This is a genomic window from Pseudomonas sp. R2-37-08W (assembly GCF_003851705.1).
In the GTDB taxonomy this organism is placed as follows: Bacteria; Pseudomonadota; Gammaproteobacteria; order Pseudomonadales; family Pseudomonadaceae; genus Aquipseudomonas.
Genome location: NZ_CP027728.1, coordinates 4788414 through 4812464 on the forward strand (window position 1 = coordinate 4788414; position 24051 = coordinate 4812464).

At 61.8% G+C, this 24051-nt stretch carries 26 protein-coding genes; 11 read left to right on the plus strand and 15 right to left on the minus strand.

The annotated features are described in order from the left end of the window. Positions 1 to 26: 26 nt before the first annotated feature. On the minus strand, positions 27 to 929 hold the full coding sequence (locus C4J93_RS22100; RefSeq protein ID WP_124368303.1) for a DMT family transporter: 903 nt from the start codon (positions 927 to 929) through the stop codon (positions 27 to 29). A gap of 136 nt (positions 930 to 1065) precedes the next feature. Between C4J93_RS22100 and C4J93_RS22105 the strand changes: the two genes are divergently transcribed. Beyond that, complete coding sequence (locus C4J93_RS22105) at positions 1066 to 1941, plus strand: helix-turn-helix domain-containing protein (protein ID WP_124430923.1); 876 nt, start codon at positions 1066 to 1068, stop codon at positions 1939 to 1941. On the opposite strand, the gene C4J93_RS22110 is transcribed toward C4J93_RS22105, so the two are convergent. The 7 genes from C4J93_RS22110 to C4J93_RS22140 all read right to left on the minus strand — a co-directional run bounded on the left by C4J93_RS22110 (position 1938) and on the right by C4J93_RS22140 (position 11704). Beyond that, positions 1938 to 4439 (minus strand): LuxR C-terminal-related transcriptional regulator, encoded by a 2502-nt coding sequence (locus tag C4J93_RS22110; protein WP_124430465.1) that lies wholly within the window; start codon positions 4437 to 4439, stop codon positions 1938 to 1940. The two genes, C4J93_RS22105 and C4J93_RS22110, sit on opposite strands and share 4 nt — an antisense overlap. A 244-nt stretch (positions 4440 to 4683) precedes the next feature. Next, positions 4684 to 6042, minus strand: coding sequence for a DUF1329 domain-containing protein (locus C4J93_RS22115; RefSeq protein ID WP_124430466.1), 1359 nt, complete (start codon positions 6040 to 6042; stop codon positions 4684 to 4686). A 25-nt stretch (positions 6043 to 6067) separates the two neighbouring features. Next, positions 6068 to 7849, minus strand: a complete 1782-nt coding sequence (locus C4J93_RS22120) for a DUF1302 domain-containing protein (protein ID WP_124364349.1) — start codon at positions 7847 to 7849, stop codon at positions 6068 to 6070. Between the two features lie 483 nt (positions 7850 to 8332). Next, on the minus strand, positions 8333 to 9244 hold the full coding sequence (locus tag C4J93_RS22125; protein WP_124430467.1) for an SDR family oxidoreductase: 912 nt from the start codon (positions 9242 to 9244) through the stop codon (positions 8333 to 8335). A 130-nt stretch (positions 9245 to 9374) separates the two neighbouring features. Beyond that, entirely contained in the window at positions 9375 to 10277 is a 903-nt protein-coding gene (locus C4J93_RS22130) for an alpha/beta fold hydrolase (RefSeq protein WP_124430468.1), read from the minus strand. Further along, complete coding sequence (locus C4J93_RS22135) at positions 10277 to 11059, minus strand: class II aldolase/adducin family protein (protein ID WP_124430469.1); 783 nt, start codon at positions 11057 to 11059, stop codon at positions 10277 to 10279. The genes C4J93_RS22130 and C4J93_RS22135 overlap by 1 nt, the downstream gene beginning before the upstream one ends. A gap of 189 nt (positions 11060 to 11248) precedes the next feature. Beyond that, a complete protein-coding gene (locus tag C4J93_RS22140) occupies positions 11249 to 11704 on the minus strand; it encodes a flavodoxin (RefSeq protein ID WP_124371808.1) in 456 nt (151 codons plus the stop codon). A 129-nt stretch (positions 11705 to 11833) separates the two neighbouring features. Here C4J93_RS22140 and C4J93_RS22145 point away from each other — a divergent pair, with 129 nt between their 5' ends. Beyond that, positions 11834 to 12301, plus strand: a complete 468-nt coding sequence (locus tag C4J93_RS22145; RefSeq protein WP_124364354.1) for a PAS domain-containing protein — start codon at positions 11834 to 11836, stop codon at positions 12299 to 12301. A 57-nt stretch (positions 12302 to 12358) separates the two neighbouring features. Further along, a complete protein-coding gene (locus C4J93_RS22150; protein WP_124364355.1) occupies positions 12359 to 12964 on the plus strand; it encodes a hypothetical protein in 606 nt (201 codons plus the stop codon). Between the two features lie 2 nt (positions 12965 to 12966). Here the strand turns inward: C4J93_RS22150 and C4J93_RS22155 are convergent, their stop codons facing one another. Next, the gene (locus C4J93_RS22155; protein ID WP_124430470.1) at positions 12967 to 13926 is read right to left on the minus strand and encodes a MerR family transcriptional regulator; all 960 of its coding nucleotides are present in this window, start codon (positions 13924 to 13926) and stop codon (positions 12967 to 12969) included. A 211-nt stretch (positions 13927 to 14137) separates the two neighbouring features. Between C4J93_RS22155 and C4J93_RS22160 the strand changes: the two genes are divergently transcribed. The 6 genes from C4J93_RS22160 to C4J93_RS22185 are packed head-to-tail and all read left to right on the plus strand — an operon-like array spanning position 14138 to position 17064. Further along, the gene (locus tag C4J93_RS22160; protein WP_124371811.1) at positions 14138 to 14695 is read left to right on the plus strand and encodes an antibiotic biosynthesis monooxygenase; all 558 of its coding nucleotides are present in this window, start codon (positions 14138 to 14140) and stop codon (positions 14693 to 14695) included. Positions 14696 to 14752: 57 nt separating this feature from the next. Continuing rightward, on the plus strand, positions 14753 to 15463 hold the full coding sequence (gene folM / locus C4J93_RS22165; protein WP_124364358.1) for a dihydromonapterin reductase: 711 nt from the start codon (positions 14753 to 14755) through the stop codon (positions 15461 to 15463). A gap of 19 nt (positions 15464 to 15482) precedes the next feature. Next, positions 15483 to 16043 carry a GTP cyclohydrolase I FolE gene (gene folE, locus C4J93_RS22170; RefSeq protein WP_124430471.1) on the plus strand — a complete coding sequence of 187 codons (561 nt, stop codon included), beginning with the start codon at positions 15483 to 15485 and terminating at the stop codon, positions 16041 to 16043. A gap of 2 nt (positions 16044 to 16045) precedes the next feature. Beyond that, on the plus strand, positions 16046 to 16417 hold the full coding sequence (folX, locus tag C4J93_RS22175) for a dihydroneopterin triphosphate 2'-epimerase (protein ID WP_124430472.1): 372 nt from the start codon (positions 16046 to 16048) through the stop codon (positions 16415 to 16417). A gap of 16 nt (positions 16418 to 16433) precedes the next feature. After that, complete coding sequence (locus C4J93_RS22180; RefSeq protein WP_124430473.1) at positions 16434 to 16730, plus strand: DUF1244 domain-containing protein; 297 nt, start codon at positions 16434 to 16436, stop codon at positions 16728 to 16730. Further along, positions 16723 to 17064, plus strand: coding sequence for a HopJ type III effector protein (locus C4J93_RS22185; RefSeq protein WP_124430474.1), 342 nt, complete (start codon positions 16723 to 16725; stop codon positions 17062 to 17064). The genes C4J93_RS22180 and C4J93_RS22185 overlap by 8 nt, the downstream gene beginning before the upstream one ends. 125 nt (positions 17065 to 17189) lie before the next feature. On the opposite strand, the gene trxB is transcribed toward C4J93_RS22185, so the two are convergent. Both trxB and C4J93_RS27195 read right to left on the minus strand, forming a co-directional pair. Further along, positions 17190 to 18152 carry a thioredoxin-disulfide reductase gene (trxB, locus tag C4J93_RS22190; RefSeq protein WP_124364362.1) on the minus strand — a complete coding sequence of 321 codons (963 nt, stop codon included), beginning with the start codon at positions 18150 to 18152 and terminating at the stop codon, positions 17190 to 17192. 127 nt (positions 18153 to 18279) lie between these two features. After that, positions 18280 to 18447 (minus strand): hypothetical protein, encoded by a 168-nt coding sequence (locus C4J93_RS27195; RefSeq protein WP_164485271.1) that lies wholly within the window; start codon positions 18445 to 18447, stop codon positions 18280 to 18282. On the opposite strand from C4J93_RS27195, the gene cysZ reads away from it, so the two are divergent. Then, on the plus strand, positions 18446 to 19210 hold the full coding sequence (gene cysZ / locus C4J93_RS22200; protein WP_124371815.1) for a sulfate transporter CysZ: 765 nt from the start codon (positions 18446 to 18448) through the stop codon (positions 19208 to 19210). The genes C4J93_RS27195 and cysZ overlap by 2 nt on opposite strands. Positions 19211 to 19264: 54 nt before the next feature. After that, complete coding sequence (locus tag C4J93_RS22205) at positions 19265 to 20467, plus strand: glycosyltransferase family 1 protein (RefSeq protein ID WP_124430475.1); 1203 nt, start codon at positions 19265 to 19267, stop codon at positions 20465 to 20467. Here the strand turns inward: C4J93_RS22205 and C4J93_RS22210 are convergent. The 4 genes from C4J93_RS22210 to proB form a co-directional block, all read right to left on the minus strand. Beyond that, positions 20436 to 21539, minus strand: a complete 1104-nt coding sequence (locus C4J93_RS22210) for an NADH:flavin oxidoreductase (RefSeq protein WP_124430476.1) — start codon at positions 21537 to 21539, stop codon at positions 20436 to 20438. The two genes, C4J93_RS22205 and C4J93_RS22210, sit on opposite strands and share 32 nt — an antisense overlap. 218 nt (positions 21540 to 21757) lie before the next feature. After that, a complete protein-coding gene (locus tag C4J93_RS22215; RefSeq protein WP_124405251.1) occupies positions 21758 to 22240 on the minus strand; it encodes a glutathione peroxidase in 483 nt (160 codons plus the stop codon). Between the two features lie 102 nt (positions 22241 to 22342). Then, on the minus strand, positions 22343 to 22807 hold the full coding sequence (locus tag C4J93_RS22220) for a CreA family protein (protein ID WP_124364367.1): 465 nt from the start codon (positions 22805 to 22807) through the stop codon (positions 22343 to 22345). 15 nt (positions 22808 to 22822) lie between these two features. Beyond that, on the minus strand, positions 22823 to 23941 hold the full coding sequence (proB, locus tag C4J93_RS22225; RefSeq protein WP_124365208.1) for a glutamate 5-kinase: 1119 nt from the start codon (positions 23939 to 23941) through the stop codon (positions 22823 to 22825). Positions 23942 to 24051 lie beyond the last annotated feature (110 nt).

Below are 24051 nucleotides of genomic sequence, written 5' to 3' on the forward strand. Positions count from 1 at the left end.
TATCGGGAGCAAGCCCCCTCCCACATTTAGACTGCCTTTGCCTTGAAGACCGGGCTCACACCCTTGGGCTTGCGAAACACCAACACATTACCCAACATCACCAGCACCAACCCCGCCAGGGCCGGTGCCGTCCACTGATAACCCTCGGCAAAGGCAGATACGTTCAGCGCCACCACCGGAAACAACACGGTGCAATACGCCGCCCGCTCCGGCCCCATGCGGCCGACCAGCGTCAGGTAGGCGGTAAAGCCAATCACCGAGCCTGGAATCACCAGGTACCACAAGGCGCCGATGTAACGCGTGCTCCAGTCCATCTCGAACGGAATACCGCGTGCTGCGCAATACGCCGCCAGCATCGCCGCACCATAGGCCATGCCCCAGGCGTTGGTGGTCAAGGGCCGCAGCCCGGCTTTCTGTTGCAGGCTCGAGAGCATATTGCCCGCCGAAAAACACAGCGTGCCCAGCAAGGCCAGGCCCAGGCCGAGCAGGGTCTGTGGGCTGGCGGCGTGCCCTGCCAATTCGGGCCAGAACAAACAGCCCAGGCCGAGCAAGCCAAGGCCGCCGCCCATCAACACATTCCGCGCGACCCGCTGGCCGAAAAACACCCGGGCATTCAGCGCGTTCCACAAGGTCGCCGTGGAAAACACCACCGCCACCAGGCCGCTGGGAATCCACTGGCTGGCGGTCAGAAAACACATGAAGTTGACGCAGAACAGGCACAGGCCCTGGGCCAGGCAAATCAGGTGCCCGCGCCGGTTCATCACCTGCAGCCGGCGGCTGAGCAGCAACAGCACGAACAGCACCAGGGCCGCCAAGGCGAAGCGGTAAACGATCGACACGGGAATCGCCACCACGCCCAACTGCCATTTGAGCGCGATCCAGGTCGTGCCCCAGATCAGTACAGTGAGTACATACAGGAAAAGGTTCATAGCGGGCTCCGGTGAGTGAGCCACAGTGTCGCGTTTTCCGTGTGCGACGCTCTTGCACATTCTTGCGCTTTTTCAGGGGGCGGGGATCACAGCGCCATGACGGCGGAGTAGGATGCAAAACGTCGGAGAACACACCATGCCAGAGCTGCAATCGCTGCACGTCTTTCAAGCCCTTAACCGCTCGCCCAACGCACGCCTGGAAGCCTGCGCCGAGCTCGGTGACGGTTTGTCTGCGGCGTTGTGGAGCAACCACCACGATGCTCAGGATTACCAGGCGCCCAGCCATCACACCTTGTCATGCTACGTCGGCGGCGGTACCGGCACTTTTCGCCGTGACCAACCGGGCACCAAGGGCGGCCCCGACAAACTGTGCATCCTGCCGGCGGAGCATCAATCGGCCTGGGTGATCAATGGCGAGATTCGCCTGGCCCATGTCTATTTCAGCCCCGAACAATTCGCCCTCGGCTGCGTCACCCTGCTCGACCGCGAACCCCGTGAACTGCAACTGCGCGAAAGCACCTTCCTCGAGGACGCCAGCCTGGCCGCACGCTTTCACCAGTTGATCGCCCTCAACTGGCAGGAGCCCGGTGAGCGCCTGCTGACCAGTAGCCTGGCCCATGAAATGCTCAGTCACACCCTGCTCAGCCAGGTCGGCGCCCGCGAAGGCCTGCGGGTCAAAGGTGGGCTGGCCGCGCACCAGCGACGGCGTTTGGTGGAGTACATCGACCATCACCTGCAGGACGCCATCAGCCTCGGCCAACTGGCCGGCCTGTGCGCGCTGTCGGAATACCATTTCGCCCGCATGTTCAGGCAAAGCTTCGGTCTGCCACCCCACCAATACCTGCTGGCGCGCCGGCTGGCCCGTGCCAGGGCGCTGTTGCGCAACAGCGCCCTGGCCGTGGGTGAGATTGCCTGGCGGTGCGGGTTCTCCAGCGCCAGCCATTTCAACCAGCGCTTCCGCCAAGCCATGGGGGCGGCGCCTGGGGACTATCGCCAGGCCTTTCGCACTTAGCCCATCAAGCCCAGCGTCTTGGCCTTGGCCACTGCCTGGGTGCGCCGCTCTACCCCGAGTTTGCTGTGGATACGCCGCGCATGGGTCTTGACGGTGTGCAGGGAGATATACAGGCGCTCGGCAATTTCCAGATTGGAGTTGCCCAGGGCGATCAACTGCAGCACTTCCAGTTCGCGCAGGCTCAGCGGATTTTGCGTGGCGCCGACTGGCGCGGCTTGCGGTTCCAGCCCCAACTCACTGAGTAATCCCGGCGCACGTAAACGCAACTCGCGCACCGCCTGCTGCACCTGGCAACGCGCCGCCAGTTCCAGGCCGGCTTGCAGGGCCACGCGCGCGCGCGCCGGCTCGCCCAGCCGCCAGGCCACCTCCCCCAGCACCAGCTGCAGTTCGGTTTCCAGGCAGAGCATGCCGCGTTGCCTGGTGCTGTCGAGCAAGGCACCAAGTCGCTCGAGCGGGTGTTCGGCGCAGCCCAGCCTGACCTCGGCCAGCACCAACAGGTACTCAAGACGCGGGATCAATTCCAGCGTGGCCGGCGGCGCCTGCTTGGCGCAGGGCCCATGGAAGTGACGCAACACGCGGCGCATCGCTTGCACCGTCAACTCCGCGCGCCCTTGCTGCAACCAGAAATGCGCGCTGACCAACAACAGGACCGCGCGGTACACCAGGTCGGGGACATGACGCTGCTGCATCAGCCGCTCGGCATCGCGCAACTGGATAAACGCCTGGGCGTAATCACCGCGATTCGCCGCCAGCAGCGCCAGCCCGAGAAACCCGTAGAGCACCCGCTTGTCCTGGCTGTGCAGGCAGATGTTCAAACCGGCCTCGAAACACTCATGCGCCAAGGCGTCCTGCCCTTGGCGCAAGGCGAGATGACCACGTCGCAGGGCGATACGCCCCATCAGCGGCCCAGCCTGCAAGCGTTGCTCGACCAGCATCGCCTGCACGCTTTCCAACAGGCTCTGCGCCCGGTAAGGCGCGCCGCGTTGTTCCAGCAATTGGGCGTGATCCAACTCGAGCAAGGCCTCCAGCACCAGCGAACCGTGGGCGCGGGCCAGGCACAGCGCTTCGCGATTCAGCGCTTGGGCCACGTCCAGCTCACCGCGCAGCATGGCTTGCTGGGTCAGGCCCGACAGGCACATCAGGCGTGACGTCCAGGCGCTCTCGGGCAAGGCTTGCAGGGCCTCGAGGAAATGCTCGCGGGAACCCTCGGCATCGCCGCTCAGGTGCAGTAACCAGCCGGCTTGCGCCTGCCAGCGCGCCACCAGATGACGCTGCGCCGCCGCCGTCGGTCGCGGCGCGAATCGAGCCAACTGGTCGATGCACACCGCCGCCTGCTCGAACCGCCCGGCAAACAGCAATGCCGCCGTGACCAGGCCCACCAGCGGTGCCGAGCCGAGCATCAGTTCATCGCCATGCTGCTCATGCAGGCGCAACAGCAGCACAGCATTTTGCCCGCGGAACAAGTCTTCGAAACTGAAGTGCTGCAACAGGCTCACTGCGCCCTCATATTCCTGCGCCAGCAGCGCCTGTTCAAAGGCCGCCTGCCAGTCCTGCTCGGCGCTGAACCACTGGCACGCGCGCCGATGCCAGGCGCGCTTGGCCGGCCAGGGCTCTTCGCGCAGCAACCGTGCCAGGGGCGCAAAAATGTGCAGCCAATCGGTGGTGCCTGCCCAGGGTTGGATAAACGCACCGAGCGCTTGCAGCTCGCGCAGGTACTGGGCGCCGTCACCCGAGCCGAACAGGTGTTCACACAGGCCGGTATTGAAGCGCGGCAGGTTGGCCAGCACCCGCCAGGCTTCGGCCAATTCCGCCGGCAAGCTGCTGAACACTTCGTGTTGCAGATAATCGAGCAGGGTTTTATCGGGATGGCCGTCACCGAGCAGCGCAATGCGCACCCCGGCGCACCAGCCGGCGCTGAATTGCATGATGTTGTCGACGCTCTGCCCTGGGCCGAGCAACGCCTGGATTTCCGTCGCGCTGAACGAAAGTTCGGTACTGCCGCACTCCAACAATTCGTCATCGAGCAACAGGCGCGGCCAATTGCACGCCGGCCGCCGCCGCGCGCCCAGCCACCAGGTCAGCGCCGGGCTGCTGGCGGTGAGCAACCGGTCCAGCAGCGCGTCCAGCGCAGGCGCGGGCAGGCGGCAAAAATCGTCGAGGAACAGCCACGCCGTGTGTTGCCAACGCCCCAGGTCCAGCAATAACGTCGCTTCATCGGTGTAAGACAGCCCAAGGCTGTGGGCCAGGCGCCGGGAGAAATCCACCGGGCATGCAACCACGCCATTAAGCGCCAACCAGTGAACCTGGCACCCAGGCGGCGCCTGCAACGCGCACTCGGCAAGCAACGCGCTTTTGCCACTGCCGCCCGGCGCGCACAGCAGCTTCACCCGCGCCGGTGCCACGAGCAAAGGCGCGGCCAGGCGCGGGCGCAGCAGATGGTGAGCGGACAGCCGGGGCATGAATCCAGGACGGTCCAGGCAGCGTGTCATGGCGGTCATTGCTGCATCCTGCTTTTTTATTGTGATGCAACCCTAGTCCTGTGGTGGGCGGTTGTTGAAGAAGTATTCAGCGGGGTGATTGAAGGACATGCGCAAAACCCAATGTGTACACCGACCAATGTGATCATTCCCACGCTCTGCGTGGGAATGCCTCCTGGGACGCTCCGCGTCCCGCAAACCGTCGCGCACAGGTGACGCAGAGCGTCACGGGCTGCATTCCCACGCGGGAGCGTGGGAATGATCTTTAGCGCACGCCTTCAGATCTGAGCGCCGCGGGGGTGTAATCCGCTGCCTTGGCCGCGAAGCCGAAGACAAAGCTGCTTTTCTCTTCGTTCTTCATGCCCAGCGCGAGATAACGCCCGGCGATCAGGTCGTACAGGGTTTCCACGGTGTAGGCCGGTACCTGGTGGTCGTAATAGAACTGCGCATGGCCTTCGGCGACGCGCCACAGTTGGCCGCGACCGTCGTAGTGGTCCACCAGGGCGACCTGCCAGCTGTCTTCGTCAATGTACATGTGGCGCTTGGCGTAGATGTGGCGCTCGCTCGGCTTGACGGTGCCGACCACTTCCCAGACGCGATGCAGCTCATAGCGGGTCAGGTCCTGGTTGATATGCCCGGCCTTGATGATGTCGTCGTATTTGAGGGTCGGCGAATCGAGTTTGTAGCTGTTGTAAGGGATGTACAGTTCCTTCTTGCCCACCAGTTTCCAGTCATAGCGGTCGGGCGCGCCGGAGAACATGTCGAAGTTGTCGGTGGTGCGCAGGCCGTCGGAGGCGGTGCCCGGCCCGTCATACGAGACCTGCGGCGCCCGTCGCACCCGGCGCTGGCCGGCGTTGTAGATCCAGGCCAGGCGTGGCTCCTTCACCTGGTCGAGGGTTTCGTGCACCAGCAGCACGTTGCCGGCCAGCCGCGCCGGCGCCGTGACCGATTGCTTGAAATAGCTCAGCACGTTGGCCGCCTTGGCCTGGTCGATATCGGGGATGGCCTGCGGCACCGCCACTTCCTCTTCGAAGCGGATCGGCGTGTAGCTGCCGTTGGTCTGTGGCGTGGCCTGGGTGATGATGCGGCGCAGGTTGCCGCCGTGGTAACGGGTGATGTGATTCCACAACACCTCCACACCGTTTTTGGGAATCGGGAACGCGTAGTAACGGTTGCCGGTGAAGTTCTCCAGGCCGTTGCCGTCGTTGATCGCCTTGACGTTCAGTGCGCTGCGCTTGATCGACTCGTAGATATCCGCCGGCAGGTTGACCGTACGGTGGCTCGGGTACACCGGGATCTTGTAGGTCTCGGGGTAGCGCTTGAACATCGCCACCTGGCCGTCGGAGAGTTTGTCCTTGTACTTGTCGACGGTGACGGCGGTGATCACGAACAGCGGTTTTTCACTGGCAAACGGGTCGGCGAGAAAGCCCTTGCTGTCCACCGCGCCGGCGTTTTTCGGAATGCCGCCGGTCCAGGCCGGGATCGAGCCATCGGCGTTGCCGGCTTTTTCGGCGCCGACCGGGGTCAGGCTGGTGCCGAGCTTGGCGGCTTCTTCCGGCGATACCGCGGCCATCACGTGGGCGGCCAGCAGACTCAGGGCCAACGCTGCAATTGTCTTACGCATAGTTCTTGTCCTTCTTTAAGCCAAGTCAGAAGTTCACGCCGAAGCTGAGGGCGAGGAAGTCGCGGTCGGTCAGGGTGTTGTAGTCGCCGCCAAAGAAGTCGGTGTAGCTGAGACTGGCGGTGTAGGTGCTGCGGTAGTCCGCATCCACGCCGACGCTGATCGCCTTGGCGCCTTTATTGAACAAGCCGTTGGGGCCGTAGCCGGCCACGTCATGGGACCAGGACAGGTTGGGCTTGAGGTTCACCCCGGCAATCGCGTTGTTGTAGTCAAGGATCGCCCGCGCGCGGTAGCCCCAGGAGGTGGAGGTGACGAAACCGTCGGTGTCACCCTGGAACCCATAGGCGCCGTACACCGAGTCACGGCCATAACGCAGTCGGGTTTTGTCTTCCAGGCCGGCGACGTGCACAACGGCCGCTTCGCCCACCAGGGTCAGGCGCTCGGCGCCCAGCACTTGGTCGAAGAACTGGGTCATGGTGCTCTGGATCTGGGTGATTTCCTTGCGACGGTAGCCTTTGTTGTCGGCGCCAAACGAACTGCGGATCGGCGACGCGGTGTTGCCGGCAATCGGGTTGACCAGCGCCAGGGTCAGGTCGGTGGTGTTGAGTTGCACGGGCGCATTGGGCCGATAGCTGATTTCGCCGGTCCACGCCGTGCCGGTGGGCAAGGTGGTGGAGAAGCTGGCACCGAACAGACGGATATCCTCCGGGTAATCCAGGTAGTACTGGCCACGCCCGAGCATGGTGCTCTGGGCCAGGGCCCCACCAAAGCCCGGCGGAGCGGCGGCACCAATGGCGCCGATGGTTGCCAGGTTGGTATTGGCGGTAATCGTGCCCACGGTCGGGGTGCGGCTGTGGTAGTTCATGAAGTACAGACCGTATTCGGTGTCGTCACCCAGCCAGCGCAAGGCGGCGCCGAACTGGCCGGAGTCACGCGCATCACGGTCCGCGGCGCGCTGCACCACCACACCCTCGCGGGTGACCACAAAGCCTTGGCCGCGTGCCGCTGCAATCGGTTGCAGCGGTGCAATCCCCGGGCTGCCCACCGTGTAGTTACCGGTGCAGCCATCCGCCGCTACGTCACCGCCGAAGAAGGTGCCGCAGTTGTCCAGCACAGTCTGGTCCCATTCCAGTTGGTAGAAACCTTCTACGGTGAGCTGATTGGTCAGGCTCTGGGAGGCGAACAGCATGTTCACCGGGATCAAGCCTTCCTTGATCTCGGCCCCCGGACGACGGAACGCCGACACGTCGATCGGGTTGATGCTGTTGATGGAGTTACCGATGAACGTACTTTCGCCCCAACTGACCACTTGCTTGCCGGCGCGCACGGTGCCGGGCAGGTCGCCCAGGGAATAGTTGTGGTAGACGAAGGCATCGAGAATCTGCGCACCGCTGGATTTGGCGCCTTCCTTGCGGTTGTGGTCGCTGATCTGCTTGAACTCGCGGTCTTCGTCCTTGAGCTCGAAGTCGTACCAGTACTTGCCGCGCACGAACACACCGGTGTCGCCGTATTTCAGTTCAAGATCATGCAGGCCCTTGAAGATTTTCGAGAAGGTCTCGCCCTTCTTGAAGTTCAGGCGCCCGTCATCCCCGGTGGACGCCTGGCCCGTGCCGCCATTGACGGTGCCGACCAGGCTTTTGTCGGCATCCCGCGTGCCCCAACTCGCGCCGACCGATAGCGAGGAATCGAATTGCCCTTCGATCTCGCCAATATTGAACGAAACAGCGTGGGCCTGGGCACAGCAACCCAAGGCAACCGCAGCGGCCAGCGCCTGTGGCGTGAAGATGGCGCGCATTGTTGTTTTTGTCATGCGTCTTCCCCGGTGAGTGACAGAAGGCCCCACCCTACTGCTGCCCAGGAGGAGCGATAAGCGCACCAAGGAGGTATTCGTGTTGTCGCTCGAAAGGATGACGGGCCGCGCGGGCCATGGGTGCGGCGCGCGTCATGGATTGGATGGATGGTGGCCTATCAGAAGCATCGATGGCATGCGCCGAATTATTGTCGTTTTGGTAACAGTCCTTGTCCTGAACCGCTATTACTCATTCTGTTACAACCGACTATGCTTACTTCGCTTTCAGGGCAAACAGCCCGCTCCGAGGTTCTGGAGAAAAGCTTGAATTCAACGGATTGCCAAGACATTCAATCTGTTACCAGTGTTCACTGACGTTGATTTATCGCTCCTTGATCCAACGTCTTACTTCGGCCGCTGCCTGTGCAGCGGCCTTTTTTATGCCTGGAATAAAAACGGGGCGCCATTGACGCCCCGTGGGATTCACTGTTTTTACGGCAACGATCAGAGGCTGAACTTCTGCAAGTTGGCCATCATCTCCTTCAATGCCTCGATCGTGTCTTTGGGGTGCGCCGCGCCTTCGAAGTCGCAGATCTGCTGCCAGTGCGCCGCCACGTCATCCGGCGAAAAGCCCGCTTCGGGGTCAAAGCCTACGCCCAGGCTGCGCTCCCAACGCGTCTTGCCGATCCAGCCGCCGCCCACTTCGAACAAACCCGAGGTTTCCTGGCAGGCTTCGCTGCCCAGGTACACCACCAACGGGCTGATCAGTTCCGGCTTGAGGCGCTCGAACACCTGCGGCGGAATCAGCCCCTCGGTCATGCGTGTGGCGCCGGTGGGCGCAATCGCGTTGACCAGGATGTTGTTCTTGCGCCCTTCCAGCGCCAGGGTGCGGGTCAAGCCATATAGGCCAAGCTTGGCCATGCCGTAGTTGGACTGGCCAAAGTTGCCGTAGATGCCCGAGGTGGACGCGGTGAAGATCACCCGGCCATAGCCCTGCTCGCGCAGATGCGGCCAGGCGGCGCGGGTGACTTTGTAGGCGCCTTCGACATGCACCCGGTAAACCAGGTCCCAGTCGCTGTCATCCATCTTGTGGAAGGTCTTGTCGCGCAGGATACCGGCGTTGTTCACCACCACGTCGATGCGGCCGAAGGCATCCAGTGCGTTCTGTACGATTTTATCGCCATCGGTGACGGAGTCATGGTTGGCGTGCGCAATGCCACCCGCTGCGCGGATTTCGGCCACCACGCGGTCGGCCGCCGAGGCATTGGCGCCTTCGCCCTGGGTCGAGCCACCGAGGTCATTGACCAGCACCTTGGCCCCGTGTCGGGCGAACAGCAGCGCATGGGCGCGGCCCAAACCGCCGCCAGCACCGGTGACGATCACGACCTTATCCTGCAACTGCACTGACTGACTCATACCGAACTCCTTGGGCGACAATGGCAATGGGCAGAGTGTCCGGCACCGGGCCTTGGGTCACAATAAATACGGCCGACGCTGAATGGTGCTCGATAAGGCAGCGGGATGATGCCGCCTGGGGGCGCAAGGCTCAGGAATAGGCCGGACGCGCTGACCGCAGGCCAATACGCTCGCGAAACGCCTGGTAATGCCTGAGCACCTGGACCGGCGCCTCGATCTGTGGGTAATGGCCGATATCGGCCAGCAAGATGGCATCGGCATTCGGCACCAGCTGTTGATAGCGCTCAACCATATGCGCGCCCGAAATGGGGTCGACCTCACCGTCGATGACGCGCAACGGCACATCGCCGCGCTGCATCGCTGCCACCCAGCGGTCACGCAGGCGACGGCGCTGGGGAATGTAGTTGATCAGCTTGTGCAGGATGCGCGGGCCGTCGTTGTGTTCAATCAAACTCCAGAAATCATCCAGGGCGCTTTCGCTGGGTAGCGTCCGGGGACCAAAAATCTGGTTAAAGCTGTTGGCCAGGCTACTTCGTCCGGAAGCTCGGCCGATCATCCAGCCCAAGGGGCTGAGCAATAACTTCTGCACCAAGGTTGCGCGGTGGGTTTCGGGGAACAGCCCACCGTTGAGAAACGCACAACTGGCCATCTGGAACCGCCCTTCGTAATGCCGGGCCAGGAGTTCCTGGGCAACGCTGTCGCCATAGTCATGGGCCAATATGTGCACCGGTTCTGCCACCCCCAGGTGTTCAAGCAACGCCTGTTGCAGGTCGGCTTGCTCCAGCAGGCAATACTCGTGATCCAGCGGTTTGGCCGATTCGCCGAAGCCGAGCATGTCGCAGGCGATCACCAGATTGCGCTGGGCCAGGGGCTGCCACAGGTAATGCCAGTCCCAACTGGCCGTGGGAAAGCCATGGATCAGCAGCAGCGGCTCGCCCTGCCCGGCCACCCAATAACGAATGGAGCGGCCGCGAAAGACGAAATCCTGGCCGCGTTTGCGCCAGGCGCTGAGCGGTATTTCGGCAAGTGGCATCAGCTTTTATACCCGGGGTCCTGGTTATCCAATTTGCGCAGCAGCGCCGGCCAGGCCAGCGCACCGCCCATACCTTGGGCGCTTTTTGTGACAGCCGCCACCATCGCCTTGGCACCGGCCAGAATCTGCGGCTCGATGGTAATCAACTCGGCAGCGCCGTTCTGCGCCAGTACCTGGATGTCACAGGCACGCTGGAACGTGAACATCATCAGAAAGGTGTCGGCGATGGTCGCGCCGCACGTCAGCAGGCCATGGTTGTGCAGCATCAGAAAGTTGTGTTCGCCCAGGTCCTCCTGCAAGCGCGCCTTTTCATCGTGATTCAGCGCGACGCCTTCATAGGCGTGATAGGCCAGGCTCGACAGCACAAACAGCGATTGCTGGCTGATCGGCAGCACGCCCTGCTTTTGCGCAGACACGGCGACGCCGGCGGCAGTATGGGTGTGCAGCACGCAGGTCACGTCGTGGCGCACTTCGTGGATGGCGCTGTGGATGGTGTAGCCCGCGGGGTTGATCTCATAGGGGCTGTCCATGCGCTTGTTGCCGGCCTGGTCCACCTTGACCAGGCTTGAGGCGGTGATTTCGTGGAACATCAGCCCATAGGGGTTGATCAGGAAATCATCGGTGCCCGGCACCTTGGCGGAAATATGCGTGAAGATCAGATCATCCCAACCGTGCATCGCCACCAGGCGATAGCAGGCCGCCAGGTCGACACGGGCTTGCCATTCGGCCGCGCTGACCTGATCTTTGACATTCTGTGACGATAGAACGGGGGCTAGGCTCACAATAATGACCTCCTTGGCGCATTTATTATTATTTTTTAAGTGATGAGCCAGTCTAGTCAGACGCCCTGGCTTGCGGAGTTGCCTTCGCAGCCAGCTTGATGACTGAGCGAGTCAGCCTGGAGAATAGTACAAACGGTGTCAGAGAAGCGCCGTCAATAAAAACACGCGGACAGCGCCTCACGGGGTCGGTCAGCGCTGCAGTGCAGTAATCAACTCGGCCAGCCACGGCTCGGCGTCGGTCTCCGGGGTCACGCTTTCGCTGGCGTCCAGGCGCAGCATCGGCAGCACTTCGCGCAGGCCCAACTCACTGAATACTTCGCGCATTTGCTCGCCGCCGCCGCAGAAGGTATCGCCGTAGCTGGCGTCGCCCAGGCCAATGACCGCACCGGGCAGGCCGCGCCAGGCGGCGGGCAGCTGGTCGCGAATGCTTGAGTACAGCGGTTGCAGATTGTCGGGCAGCTCGCCCATGCCGGTGGTCGATGTGACCGCCAGGAACGCCTCGGGCGCGAAGGCCTGCACGTCGGCCAGCGTGGCACGCGGGTTGTGCCAGGCTTCAAAACCCGCTGCTTTGAGGATTTTTTCGGCGTGGCGAGCGACTTCTTCAGCTGTGCCGTAGACCGAGCCGGAAAGGATGGCGACTTTCATCAATCTGATCCTGTAATTGAGCGAAAGCGTAGGATATTAGCAGCTGGCGCAGTTTTCTCAGCGCGCGCCGTGCAACATTCAAGACGTGTCATAAACTTCAGACCTCAACAACAAGCCATGGACCGCTCAATGATCAACGCCAAGCTGATGCAAATGGTCATCAACGCCTCCAACGACGGGATTGTCGTCGCCGAACGAGAAGGCGAAGACAAGCCACTGATCTACGTCAACCCGGCCTTCGAACGCCTGACCGGCTACACTCTGGACGACATCCTTTATCAGGATTGCCGTTTCCTGCAGGCGGGCGACCGTGACCAGCCAGGCCTGATGGCGATCCGCGAGGCGCTCGACAGCGGTGGCGCGTGCCGGGAAATCCTGCGCAACTACCGTAAGGACGGCACACATTTCTGGAACGAGTTATCACTGTCAACGGTGTACAACGCGGCCGACCAGCAGACGTATTTCGTCGGCGTGCAAAAAGACGTCACCGTCCAGGTAAAAGCGCAGCAACGCGTCGCCCAGCTGGAAGCCCAGGTAGCCGAGCTTAAAGCTGAGCTGGCGGCGCTCAAGGTGACGAGTGGAATTAACAAGCTGTAAAAATGGCGGTCTTTAGAGCGATAATGGCCTTTTAATGCCCAACTTTGAGCTATATCCATGCACCGCGATGCTCTTTTGACCCAGGACGAACTGGCGTTTATCCAGGACATGCAGCACAACCCGCAGCTCAACCTGCGGGATGCATGGTCGAGCCTGACGGTGAATGGCGGTGCGCAGATTCGCGATTTGCTTACGCGGCTGGCCGCTCACGACCAGGTCACCATCCAGGCGCAGTTCGATAACCAGCAACTGACCTTTCCCCTGCATCTGGTGGAAGATGAGTTTCATGCGGTGCATCTGCGCCTGGGCGTGCCGAGTATCTTTGAAGACGGGCCGATGATCCGCCCGTGGCGCCTGGCCCTTGAAACACCGGTGGCCCTGGAGAACATCAAGGGCTACGCCAGTGCGCTGTGGGTGCACGAAGTGTCATTCAAGGGTGTGCTGGTGGAAGGGCGTGGCCGAGCCAAACCGCCGAAAACCTTTTCTTTGTGGTTCAGTCCGTCCGGTTACGAACGCATTGCGTTGCGTGGCACGCTGGAGCGGGAAACCGCCCGGGGCCTGTTTGCCTACCGCCTGAATCAGAGTGACGCAGGTGAAATCGAGCGCCTGCGCCAATTCATCCTGCACCAGCATCGTCTGGTGCATCCCCATGTACATGCCTGAGATCAGGTATCCAGACCGCCACTGAGAAACTGCTGCAAACGGCGCTGCATCTGGCGCCCTTCGCTGCCGAGGCAGCCGATGGACGTGCCGGCCAGATCGGCCTGCAACAGGTCCGATGCAGCGCCTGCGAGAAACAGCGGGCAGTCCAGGGTCAACGCCAAGCGGTTCAGACGCGCAGCCAGGTCATGCTTATGCGAGTGATTGGAGAACATGACCAGCGCCTGGGGGCGGATCTTTTCACAGACCAGGGTCAACTCATCGACCGGCTGCTCCAAGCCCAGCACCTTCACGGACAAATCTTCCCGGCTCATCAACAGCGCCGCCACCAGTAGCTCCAATTTGCGGCACTCGCCCGGCAGGGCGCTCAGTAATACCTGGGGGGCGGGCGACGCGTCTGCCACCTGCACGCGCAGCAACGTCTGCATGCACAGAAAAGAATCGAAAAACAGCCATTCACTGGCCTGGCCGAAACGGCCCTGGTAGCGCAGCAAGTCGCGCCACAACGGCATCAGAATGTCCTGAAACGCAACGTTCAGCGGATAGGTCGAGAACACCTGGCCATACACGCTCTCCAACTGACGCTCGTCGAACGCACTGATGGCATGCATCAGCCGGGCTCGCCACTGCGGCCATTCGCTGTCTTCGGCCGCGTCGCGCTCGGCACGAATCGCTTCGATCTGTTGATCGTCACGCGCCAGAATCTTGCCAACCTTGCTCACCGCTACGCCGCGTTCAGTCCAATCAAGAATACGCTGGACCGTCTCAATATCGGCCGTGGAGTAGAGACGGTGCCCGCTTTCGGTGCGTATGGGCTGGATCAGCCCGTAGCGCCGTTCCCACGCTCGCAGGGTGACCGGGTTTACGCCTGTCAATCTCGAGACTTCGCGAATCGGAAAAAGCTGATCTGAATCTGTCGAAATCAGACGCGAAATGCTATCAATCGGAGCAGTAATCAAGGGCATTGGTGACCAAATGTGGCAATGCTGGCTGAAGGGTATTTAACGCTTATCAACCTGTCTTTTTCAAGGCCGTACTTATCGGACCAACGTCTCTGGTGTATTTCGGCAAAAGAGGAATAATCCTTGCCTGTTTTTTAAGAGAGCGGCCTCACCCGGCCGCCTCTTTGTGCGCCACCTACCCGGTTCAGCGCACCCGTACATTTGGAGATATACCATGTCTACCTCACCCGTCACCTTGATGGTCGCGCGCCGCGTGGCCAAAGGTCGCTATGAAGAGCTGATGGCCTGGCTGCGCGAGGGCGAACAACTGGCCACCGACTTCCCCGGTTACCTGGGTTCCGGCGTGCTGGCCCCGCCGCCCAATGACGATGAATTCCAGATCATCTTCCGCTTCGCCGACGAAAAAACCCTGCATGCCTGGGAGTTTTCCGCTTCGCGCAGTGCCTGGCTGAGCCGTGGCAGCGAGCTGTTTGCCGACCCGTCCGAGCACCGCGTGAGCGGCATCGATGGCTGGTTTGGCGCCGTGGGAGCCCGCCCACCCCGCTGGAAACAGGCGGTGGCGATCTGGCTGGCGTTTTTCCCGGTGTCGCTGCTGTTCAATTTTGGCCTGGCACCCTTGCTCGGCGAACTGGACCTGTTCAGCCGGGTGCTGGTCAGCACCTTGGCGCTCACACCGCTGATGGTGTACTTCTTTATTCCGCTGTCGACGCACCTGCTGGCGAACTGGCTGCATCCCACGCCACCACGCAAGGCCAGCGAAGCCGCTGCCTGAGTACAGGGGAGACGGGTCGCTGGTATAGTTTCCACCTGCCAGCGACCAGAGCCTCCCATGACTGCAACCAACGCCCCGATCCTGATCACCGGTGCCGGCCAGCGCGTCGGCCTGTATTGCGCCGAGCGTTTGTTGGACGCAGGGCAATCGGTCATCTTCAGCTACCGCAGCGAACGCCCAGGAGTGCAACTGCTGCGCGAACGCGGTGCGGTCGGCCTGTTTGCCGATTTTTCCAGCGAAGCGGGGATTGTGGCGTTCATCACTGAGTTGAAGGCACATACCGACTCGCTGCGCGCGATCATCCACAACGCCTCGGCCTGGATCGCGGAAACGCCTGACGACGAAAGCCACGCCTTTACCGACATGTTCAGCGTGCACATGCTTGCGCCGTACCTGATCAACCGGCATTGTTCACCCCTGCTGCAACGTTCGACACCGGCCGATATCGTGCATATCAGCGATGACGTGGTACGCAAGGGCAGCCGCCAGCACATCGCGTATTGCGCCACCAAGGCCGGGCTCGACAGCCTTACCTTGTCGTTCGCCGCAGAGTTCGCGCCGCTGATCAAGGTCAACGGCATCGCGCCGGCCATGGTGATGTTCAATGAAGGCGACGACGCAGCCTACCGTGCCAAGGTCCTGGCCAAGTCGGCGCTGGGCATCGAACCCGGGCCTGAGGTGATCTACCAGAGCGTGCGTTACCTGCTGGACAACCCCTATGTCACCGGGACCACCCTGACCGTCAACGGCGGGCGGCATATCAAGTAAGCCGTTTTGAGGATGTTGTATGACCTTGTCCCTGCCCCACCATTACCGCGAAATCCTCAAAGGCCTGGGCGAAGACCCGGAACGCGAAGGTTTGCTCGACCCCCCCAAGCGCGCCGCCAAGGCGATGCAATACCTGTGTCATGGCTACGAGCAGAACCTGGAAGAAATCGTCAACGGCGCGCTCTTCGCCTCCGATAACGACGAGATGGTGATCCTCCAGGACATCGAGCTGTACTCGCTGTGTGAGCACCACCTGTTGCCCTTTATCGGCAAGGCCCATGTGGCCTACATTCCGACCGGCAAGGTGCTGGGCCTGTCGAAACTGGCGCGCATCGTCGACATGTACGCCAGGCGCCTGCAGATCCAGGAAAACCTTACGCGGCAAATTGCCGACGCCATCCAGGACGTGACCCAGGCCGCCGGCGTGGCGGTGGTGATCGAAGCCAGGCACATGTGCATGATGATGCGCGGCGTGGAAAAACAGAATTCAACCATGAACACCTCGGTGATGCTCGGCGCGTTCCGCGAGTCGAACACCACGCGCATGGAGTTCCTGCAACTGATTGGACGGAGCAAGTAGCAATGCCACAACTTCAACCAGGCATGGCGCGCATCCGGGTCAAGGACCTGTGCCTGCGCACCTTTATCGGCATCAACAAGGATGAAATCCTCAACAAGCAGGATGTGCTGATCAACCTGACCATCCTGTATGCCGCCCAGGAAGCCGTGCGCGATAATGACATCGACCATGCGCTGAACTACCGCACCATCACCAAGGCCATCATTGCCCACGTCGAAGGCAACCGCTTCGCCTTGCTCGAACGCCTGACCCAGGAGCTGCTCGACCTGGTGATGAGCAACGAGTCGGTGCTGTACGCCGAAGTCGAAGTCGACAAACCCCATGCGCTGCGCTTTGCCGAGTCGGTTTCGATCACTCTGGCGGCCAGCCGCTGATAGTCAAGTGAGCCCTATGAACGACCAACAACGCCTTGAGCTTGAAGCCGCCGCCTTTCGCCGGCTGGTGTCACACCTGGACAGCCGCAAGGATGTACAGAACATCGACCTGATGAACCTGGCCGGCTTCTGCCGTAACTGCCTGTCCAAGTGGTACAAGGCCGAGGCCGATGAGCGCCAGCTCGAACTGAGCCTTGATGACGCCCGTGAAGTGGTGTACGGCATGCCGTACGCCGAGTGGAAAGCCCAATACCAGAAAGAAGCCAGCGCCGACCAACACGCGGCGTTTGCCAAAGGAAAAGCCCATGACTGACCTGAACACCCTGCGCGCCAGCCTTAACAGCGGCAAACACGCGTTTGCCGACACCCTGGCCTTTGTTGCCGCAGGTTACGACTACCAGCCGCAAGCCTTCACCAACGGCGAGGTGGAAAATGCCGCCGGCCAGAACGAAGGTTCGTGCAAGACACTTGGATTGGCGTTGCTGGAAGGGTTGAGCGATCAGGAAGCGTTGCTGGCGTTTGGCGAGCATTACCGTTCAGTGGTGGCTACGCCTGACGGCAGTGACCATGGCAACATCCGCGCATTGATTGCCAATGGGCTGACCGGTGTGAAGTTCACCGCCGAACCGCTGACCCGCAAATCCTGAGTCACACACAGATCAAAATGTGGGAGGGGGCTTGCCCCCGATTGCGGTGGTCCAGTACCCAATGTACTGACTGACACACCGCTATCGGGAGCAAGCCCCCTCCCACATTTGTTTTGCAGCGTTGCTTAGAACGAGGCGTCTTTCAGACCGTCGAGGTAACGCTCGGCATCCAGGGCGGCCATGCAACCGGCGCCGGCCGAGGTGATGGCTTGGCGGTAGACGTGGTCAGCCACGTCGCCGGCCGCGAAGATGCCGTCGATGTTGGTGGCGGTGGCATTGCCTTCACGGCCGCCCTGCACCACCAGGTAACCGTCTTTGGCTTCCAGCACACCTTCGAACAACGAGGTGTTCGGGGTGTGGCCGATGGCGATGAATACGCCGTCGACTTTCAGCTCGTCGAAGCTGCCGTCGTTGTTCTTCAGACGCGCACCGGTCACGCCCATGTTGTCACCCAGGACTTCGTCCAGCGTGGCGTTGAGCTTGAGGATGATCTTGCCTTCAGCGACACGGGCGTGCAGCTTGTCGATCAGGATCTTCTCGGCGCGGAAGGTTTCGCGGCGGTGCACCAGGGTCACGGTGCTGGCGATGTTGGCCAGGTACAGCGCCTCTTCCACGGCGGTGTTGCCGCCACCGACCACAGCCACTGGCTTGTTGCGATAGAAAAAACCGTCGCAGGTCGCGCAGGCGGAAACACCCTTGCCCATGAACGCTTCTTCCGATGGCAGGCCCAGGTAACGGGCGCTGGCGCCGGTGGCGATGATCAACGCGTCACAGGTGTACACGCCGCTGTCGCCTGTCAGGCTGTAAGGCTTCTTGGAAAAGTCGACCTTGTTGATGTGGTCGAACACGATCTCGGTTTCAAAGCGCTCGGCGTGTTCTTTCATACGCTCCATCAACACCGGGCCGGTCAGGCCGTGGACGTCGCCCGGCCAGTTGTCGACTTCGGTGGTGGTGGTCAGCTGACCGCCCGCCTGCATGCCGGTGATCAGCAGCGGCTTGAGGTTGGCGCGGGCAGCGTAGACCGCAGCGCTATAACCGGCAGGGCCGGAACCGAGAATAATCACTCGCGAATGACGGGTATCAGACATGACTCACTCCTATCGACCGCCCGGACAACAAGGCGGCTGGAATAAAAAAGGACCGCGAAGCACTTGGGGAAGGCTTGAACTCGCAGATCCTGAAAATAATGGGTGCAGCGTATAGAGGGGAGCAAGATTAAGGAAATACGGAATAACAATCCAGCTCATAGGTGGTCTCTATGCAGTCGACCGGTTTGATCGACCTTCTTGTCCACTCAGGTGTAACCGCTGATGTCGCCACTTTCACCGCCACGGCAAAGCCGGTAAGGTCGGCGCGTTCGCCCTTCTGCTCGGAGTCTTCCATGCCCGCCCCCGCTCTTTCCGGCCCGCAATACCTGCGCGAAGGCCTCAAACTGGTGTTGAGCCCCGGCCTGCGCCTGTTCGTCCTGCTGCCGTTGGCGATCAACCTGGTGCTGTTCGTCGGCCTGATCTACTTTGCAGGCCACCAATTCAGCCTGTGGGTCGACCACCTGATGCCCACGCTGCCCGGCTGGCTGAGCTTTTTGAATTACCTGCTGTGGCCGCTGTTCGTGGTGCTGGTGGTGTTGATGGTGTTTTTCACCTTTACCATGCTCGCCAATATCATCGCCGCGCCGTTCAATGGTTTTCTCGCGGAGAAAGTCGAGATCGTGGTGCGTGGCACCGACGACTTCCCACCGTTCAGCTGGGGCGAGCTGATCGCGATGATCCCGCGCACCCTGGCCCGGGAAATGCGCAAGCTGGGCTACTTCCTGCCACGGGCCATCGGCCTGTTCATCCTGTCGTTCATTCCCGTGGTCAACCTGATCGCCGCGCCATTGTGGCTGTTGTTCGGCGTGTGGATGATGGCGATCCAATACATCGACTACCCGGCCGACAACCACAAGCTGGGCTGGAACGAAATGCTCGCCTGGCTGCGCCAGAAGCGCTGGCAGAGCATGAGTTTTGGCGGGATCGTCTACCTGGTGCTGCTGGTGCCGGTGGTCAACTTGCTGATGATGCCGGCGGCGGTCGCCGGGGCCACATTGTTCTGGGTGCGCGAGCAAGGTGCCGAAGCGATGGCGGGGCAACAGGTGGCTCGGTCATAAATCCATCATCCCAGTGACACAATGAAGACATGGCCCGCAGCGACACTGTGGGTCATGACGACAGCTTCGCTCCACATCACCCTGATCACCGAAACCTTCCCGCCGGAAATCAACGGGGTGGCCAATACCCTTGGCCGCCTGTGCGACGGTTTGCGCGCGCGCGGCCATCAAATCGAACTGGTGCGTCCCCGCCAAGGCGTCGACCAGAGCCGGCCGAGTGACGATGAGTTGCTGCTGTGCCGCGGCTGGCCGTTACCGGGGTATCCAGGGCTGCAGTGGGGCCAATCGTCGATGCACAAACTCCTGCGCCGCTGGACCCGCCAGCGTCCGGATGTGTTGTACATCGCCACCGAGGGGCCGTTGGGCTTGTCGGCGTTACGCGCGGCGCGGCGCTTGGGCATCAGCGTGGTCAGCGGCTTTCACACCAACTTCCAACAGTATTCGAACCAGTACGGCTTGAGCGTGTTGAGTCGCCTGGTCACCCATTACCTGCGCTGGTTTCATAACCGGTCGACGTTGACGCTGGTTCCCAGCGCGAGTCAACGCCTGGAACTGGAGCGCCGGCACTTCGAGCGTCTTGGCATGCTGTCGCGGGGGGTCGACAGCCAACTGTTCCACCCGGCCAAACGCGACGATGCTTTGCGCGCGAGCTGGGGTTTGGAGAACAACGACATTGTGGTGCTGCACGTAGGACGCCTCGCCCAAGAGAAAAACCTCGGGCTGCTCAAACGCTGTTTCGATACGTTGCAGACCACCTATCCATCGCGACGGCTCAAGCTGGTGATTGTCGGCGACGGCCCGCAGCGCAGCCTGTTGCAGCGCGATTTGCCCGACGCGGTGTTCTGCGGCGCCCAGCGCGGTGAAGCACTGGCGCGGCATTATGCTTCGGGCGATTTGTTTCTGTTTCCCAGCCTGACCGAAACATTCGGCAATGTGGTGCTGGAAGCCATGGCGTCCGGGCTGGGTGTGGTGGCCTACGACCAGGCAGCCGCGACCCAGCATATTCGCCACGGTTACAACGGTGTGCTGGCGATGCCGGGGGATGAGAACGCGTTTTGCGATGCGGCCGTGTGGCTGCTGGAAGAGCGCGAGACGCTGCGCCGAGCGCGGCTCAATGCCCGGCAACACGCCAGTCGCCAAGGATGGCCGGCGATCATCGAGCAATTCGAGCGTCAGCTGCGCGATGTATGCAAGGACGGGCCCCCAGTGCCCGCCCTGGCGTCGCTTACACCAGGCTCGTCAACGCCTCACGACTGAACGGCAGAATGTCGGCCTCGCGACCTTCGCGCACCTTGACGGCCCAATCCGGATCCACCAGCAGCGCACGGCCCACGGCGACCAGATCGAACTCGTCGTTATTCAAACGCTCCAGCAGGTTCTCCAGGCTGGCCGGCTGCGCGACCTTGTCAGTGTTGACCATGAACTGCAGGAACTCGCCATCCAGGCCGACGCTGCCCACGGTGATCGTCGGTTTCCCCGTCAGCTGGCGGGTCCAGCCGGCCAGGTTGAGGTCGGAGCCTTCGAATTCCGGCTCCCAGAACCGGCGCGTGGAACAGTGGAAAATATCCACGCCAGCGTCGGACAACGGCTTGAGGAATTCGCCCAACGCCTCGGGAGTTTGCACCAGGCGCGCGGTGTAGTCCTGCTGCTTCCACTGGGAAAAACGCAGGATGATCGGAAAGTCCGGGCCGACCGCAGCGCGGGTGGCCTGGATCAGTTCGATAGCGAAACGTGAACGGTTGGCCAGGCTGCCGCCGTACTCATCGGTACGCTGGTTGCTGCCTTCCCAGAAGAACTGGTCGACCAGGTAGCCGTGGGCGCCGTGGATTTCCACTCCGTCCATGCCGATGCGTTGAGCATCTTTGGCTGCTTGGGCGAACGCATTAATCACGTCCTTGATGTCCTGGGTGGTCATGCCATGGACGACTACCTTGCCATCCTTGAGCTTCTCCATCGGGCCGTAGGCTGGCACGCTGGCGTCAGGTTCGGTACCGATACGGCGCACGGCGCCCACATGCCACAACTGCGGAACAATCTTGCCGCCTTCGGCGTGGACCGCATCGACCACTTTCTTCCAGCCGGCCAACGCCGCTTCGCCGTAAAAGTGCGGAACGTTGGGGTAACCGTTGGAGGCTTGATGGCCGACCACGGTGCCTTCGGTGATGATCAGCCCAACGCCGGCGGCGGCGCGACGGCGGTAGTACTCGATCACTTGAGCATTGGGCACGCCACCCGGGGAGAATGAGCGGGTCATTGGCGCCATGACCACGCGGGTCGACAGTTGCAGTGCACCGAGCTGGAAGGGTTTGAACAAGGCTTGGACGGGCATGGAGCACTCCACATAAGACGGATTTATGATGTGGATAATATGGGCGCCGCAACGTGCTGGGTAGCACTATTGATCTGGGTGATTAAGGCGATAAAAGCAACCGAATACCTGTAGGAGCGAGCTTGCTCGCGAAGCGCCTGAGGACGCCGCGTACATCCAGAGCACACGCGTTATCGTTGGCGATTTTCGCGAGCAAGCTCGCTCCTACAGTGGCAGGGTTAGCTCAGGGCTTTTTCGATGGCCTGGATGATCGATGGATCGTCCGGTGGCGTACGTGGCGAAAAACGCGCCAGCACGCGGCCATCTTTGCCGAGCAGGAATTTCTCGAAGTTCCAGGTGATATCCCCAGGAAATTCAGCGCCCTCGCCCGCCAGCAGGCGGTAGAGCTGGTGACGCTCTGGCCCGTTCACCTCGAGTTTGCTGCCCAGGGGAAAGGTCACCCCATAGTTGAGGCTGCAGAATTGCTGGATCTCTTCCTCGGTGCCCGGTTCCTGGCCCGCAAACTGGTTGCACGGCAGGCCGAGCACGGTGAAACCCCGGTCCTTGTACTGCTGATAGAGGTTTTCCAACGCCGCATATTGCGGGGTCAGGCCGCATTTGGAGGCCACATTGACCACCAGCACAACTTGCCCCTTGAAAGGCGCCAGCGGCAGCTCTTGCCCATCCAACGCTTTGAGTTTCAGGTCGTGGAAAGCACTCATGACGAACTCCAGATATCCTATTTTTCTACGCCTCGCGACGCCTTGAGCTTACAACCCGCAAGCCCGCAATTATAGACGCCCGTAACAAAACCCGCCTGCAGGTTACTGAGCGGTCGGCCACGGCAGGATCGGGATCGCCGTCACCGCGTTCTGCGGGCTGCCTTCGATCAGGCGGTCGCTGTAGACCAGGTACACCAACGTGTTGCGCTTCTTGTCGAGGAAACGCACCACCTGCATGGTCTTGAACACCAGCGAGGTGCGTTCCTTGAACACTTCGTCACCGTCCTTGAGCTCACCCTTGAAGTGGATCGGGCCGACCTGGCGGCAGGCAATCGAGGCTTCGGCGCGGTCTTCGGCCAGGCCCAGGCCGCCTTTGACGCCACCGGTCTTGGCACGTGACAGATAGCAAGTCACACCATCGACCTTGGGGTCGTCAAACGCTTCGACCACAATTCGGTCGTTGGGGCCGACAAACTTGAAGACCGTCGAGACCTGGGCAATCTCTTCGGCCGAGGCCAGCAGTGGCATGGCGAGCAACAGGCCAAGCAATCCCTTCATTACGCGCATCGGGTATTCCTTCGTTTAAACCAGAATGAGGTTATCGCGGTGCACCAGTTCCGGTTCCGCCATGTAGCCCAAGAGTCCGACAATCGCTTCTGACGATTGTCCAATAATCTTCTGCGCCTCCAGGGCACTGTAGTTGGCCAGGCCGCGGGCGATCTCACGACCATCCGGCGCCACGCACACCACCATCTCGCCTCGGCGGAAGCTGCCTTGCACCAACTTGACGCCCACCGGCAGCAGGCTCTTGTTGCCCTGGGACAACGCCGACACCGCTCCCGCGTCGAGCACCAGGGTGCCACGGGTTTGCAGGTGCCCGGCCAGCCATTGCTTGCGCGCTGCCAGCATGCCGCGCTCGGGCGACAGCAGCGTACCGATGCGCTCCCCGGCCTTGAGACGGTCCAGCACGCGCTCCAGGCGCCCGCCGACGATGATGGTGTGGGCACCGGAGCGCGCGGCCAGGCGGGCGGCGCGCAGCTTGGTCTGCATGCCGCCACGGCCCAAGGCGCCGCCGACACTGCCGGCCACGGCGTCCAGCGCCGGGTCATCAGCTCGCGCTTCATGGATAAGCTGAGCATCAGGGTTGTTACGCGGGTCGGCGTCGAACATGCCGTCGCGATCGGTGAGGATCACCAGCAGGTCGGCTTCCACCAGGTTGGCTACCAGGGCAGCCAGGGTGTCGTTGTCGCCGAAGCGGATTTCGTCGGTGACCACCGTGTCGTTCTCGTTGATCACCGGGATGACCTTGAGCTCCACCAGCGCACGCAAGGTGCTGCGGGCGTTGAGGTAGCGCTTGCGGTCGGACAGGTCGTCGTGGGTCAGCAGGATCTGCGCCGTGTGGCGGCCGTGCTCGGCAAAGCTCGATTCCCAGGCTTGCACCAGGCCCATCTGGCCGATGGCGGCGGCGGCTTGCAGTTCGTGCATCGCGCTGGGTCGCGCGGTCCAGCCGAGGCGGCTCATCCCGGCGGCAACCGCCCCGGACGAGACCAGCACCAACTCGACACCGGCCTCATGCAAGGCCACCATCTGCTCGACCCAGACGCTCATGGCTGCGCGATCGAGTCCCTTGCCATCGGCCGTCAGCAACGCGCTGCCGATCTTTACGACCCAGCGCTGCGCACCTGTCACTTTGCTCCGCATCATCTTCAACCTTAGAGTGAGGGCCGCGCGACCCAGCGCCGCCCATAACGTTATACCCGGATACCAAAACGCCGCTCCAAAGGAGCGGCGTTCAAGTTTATCGCAACGAA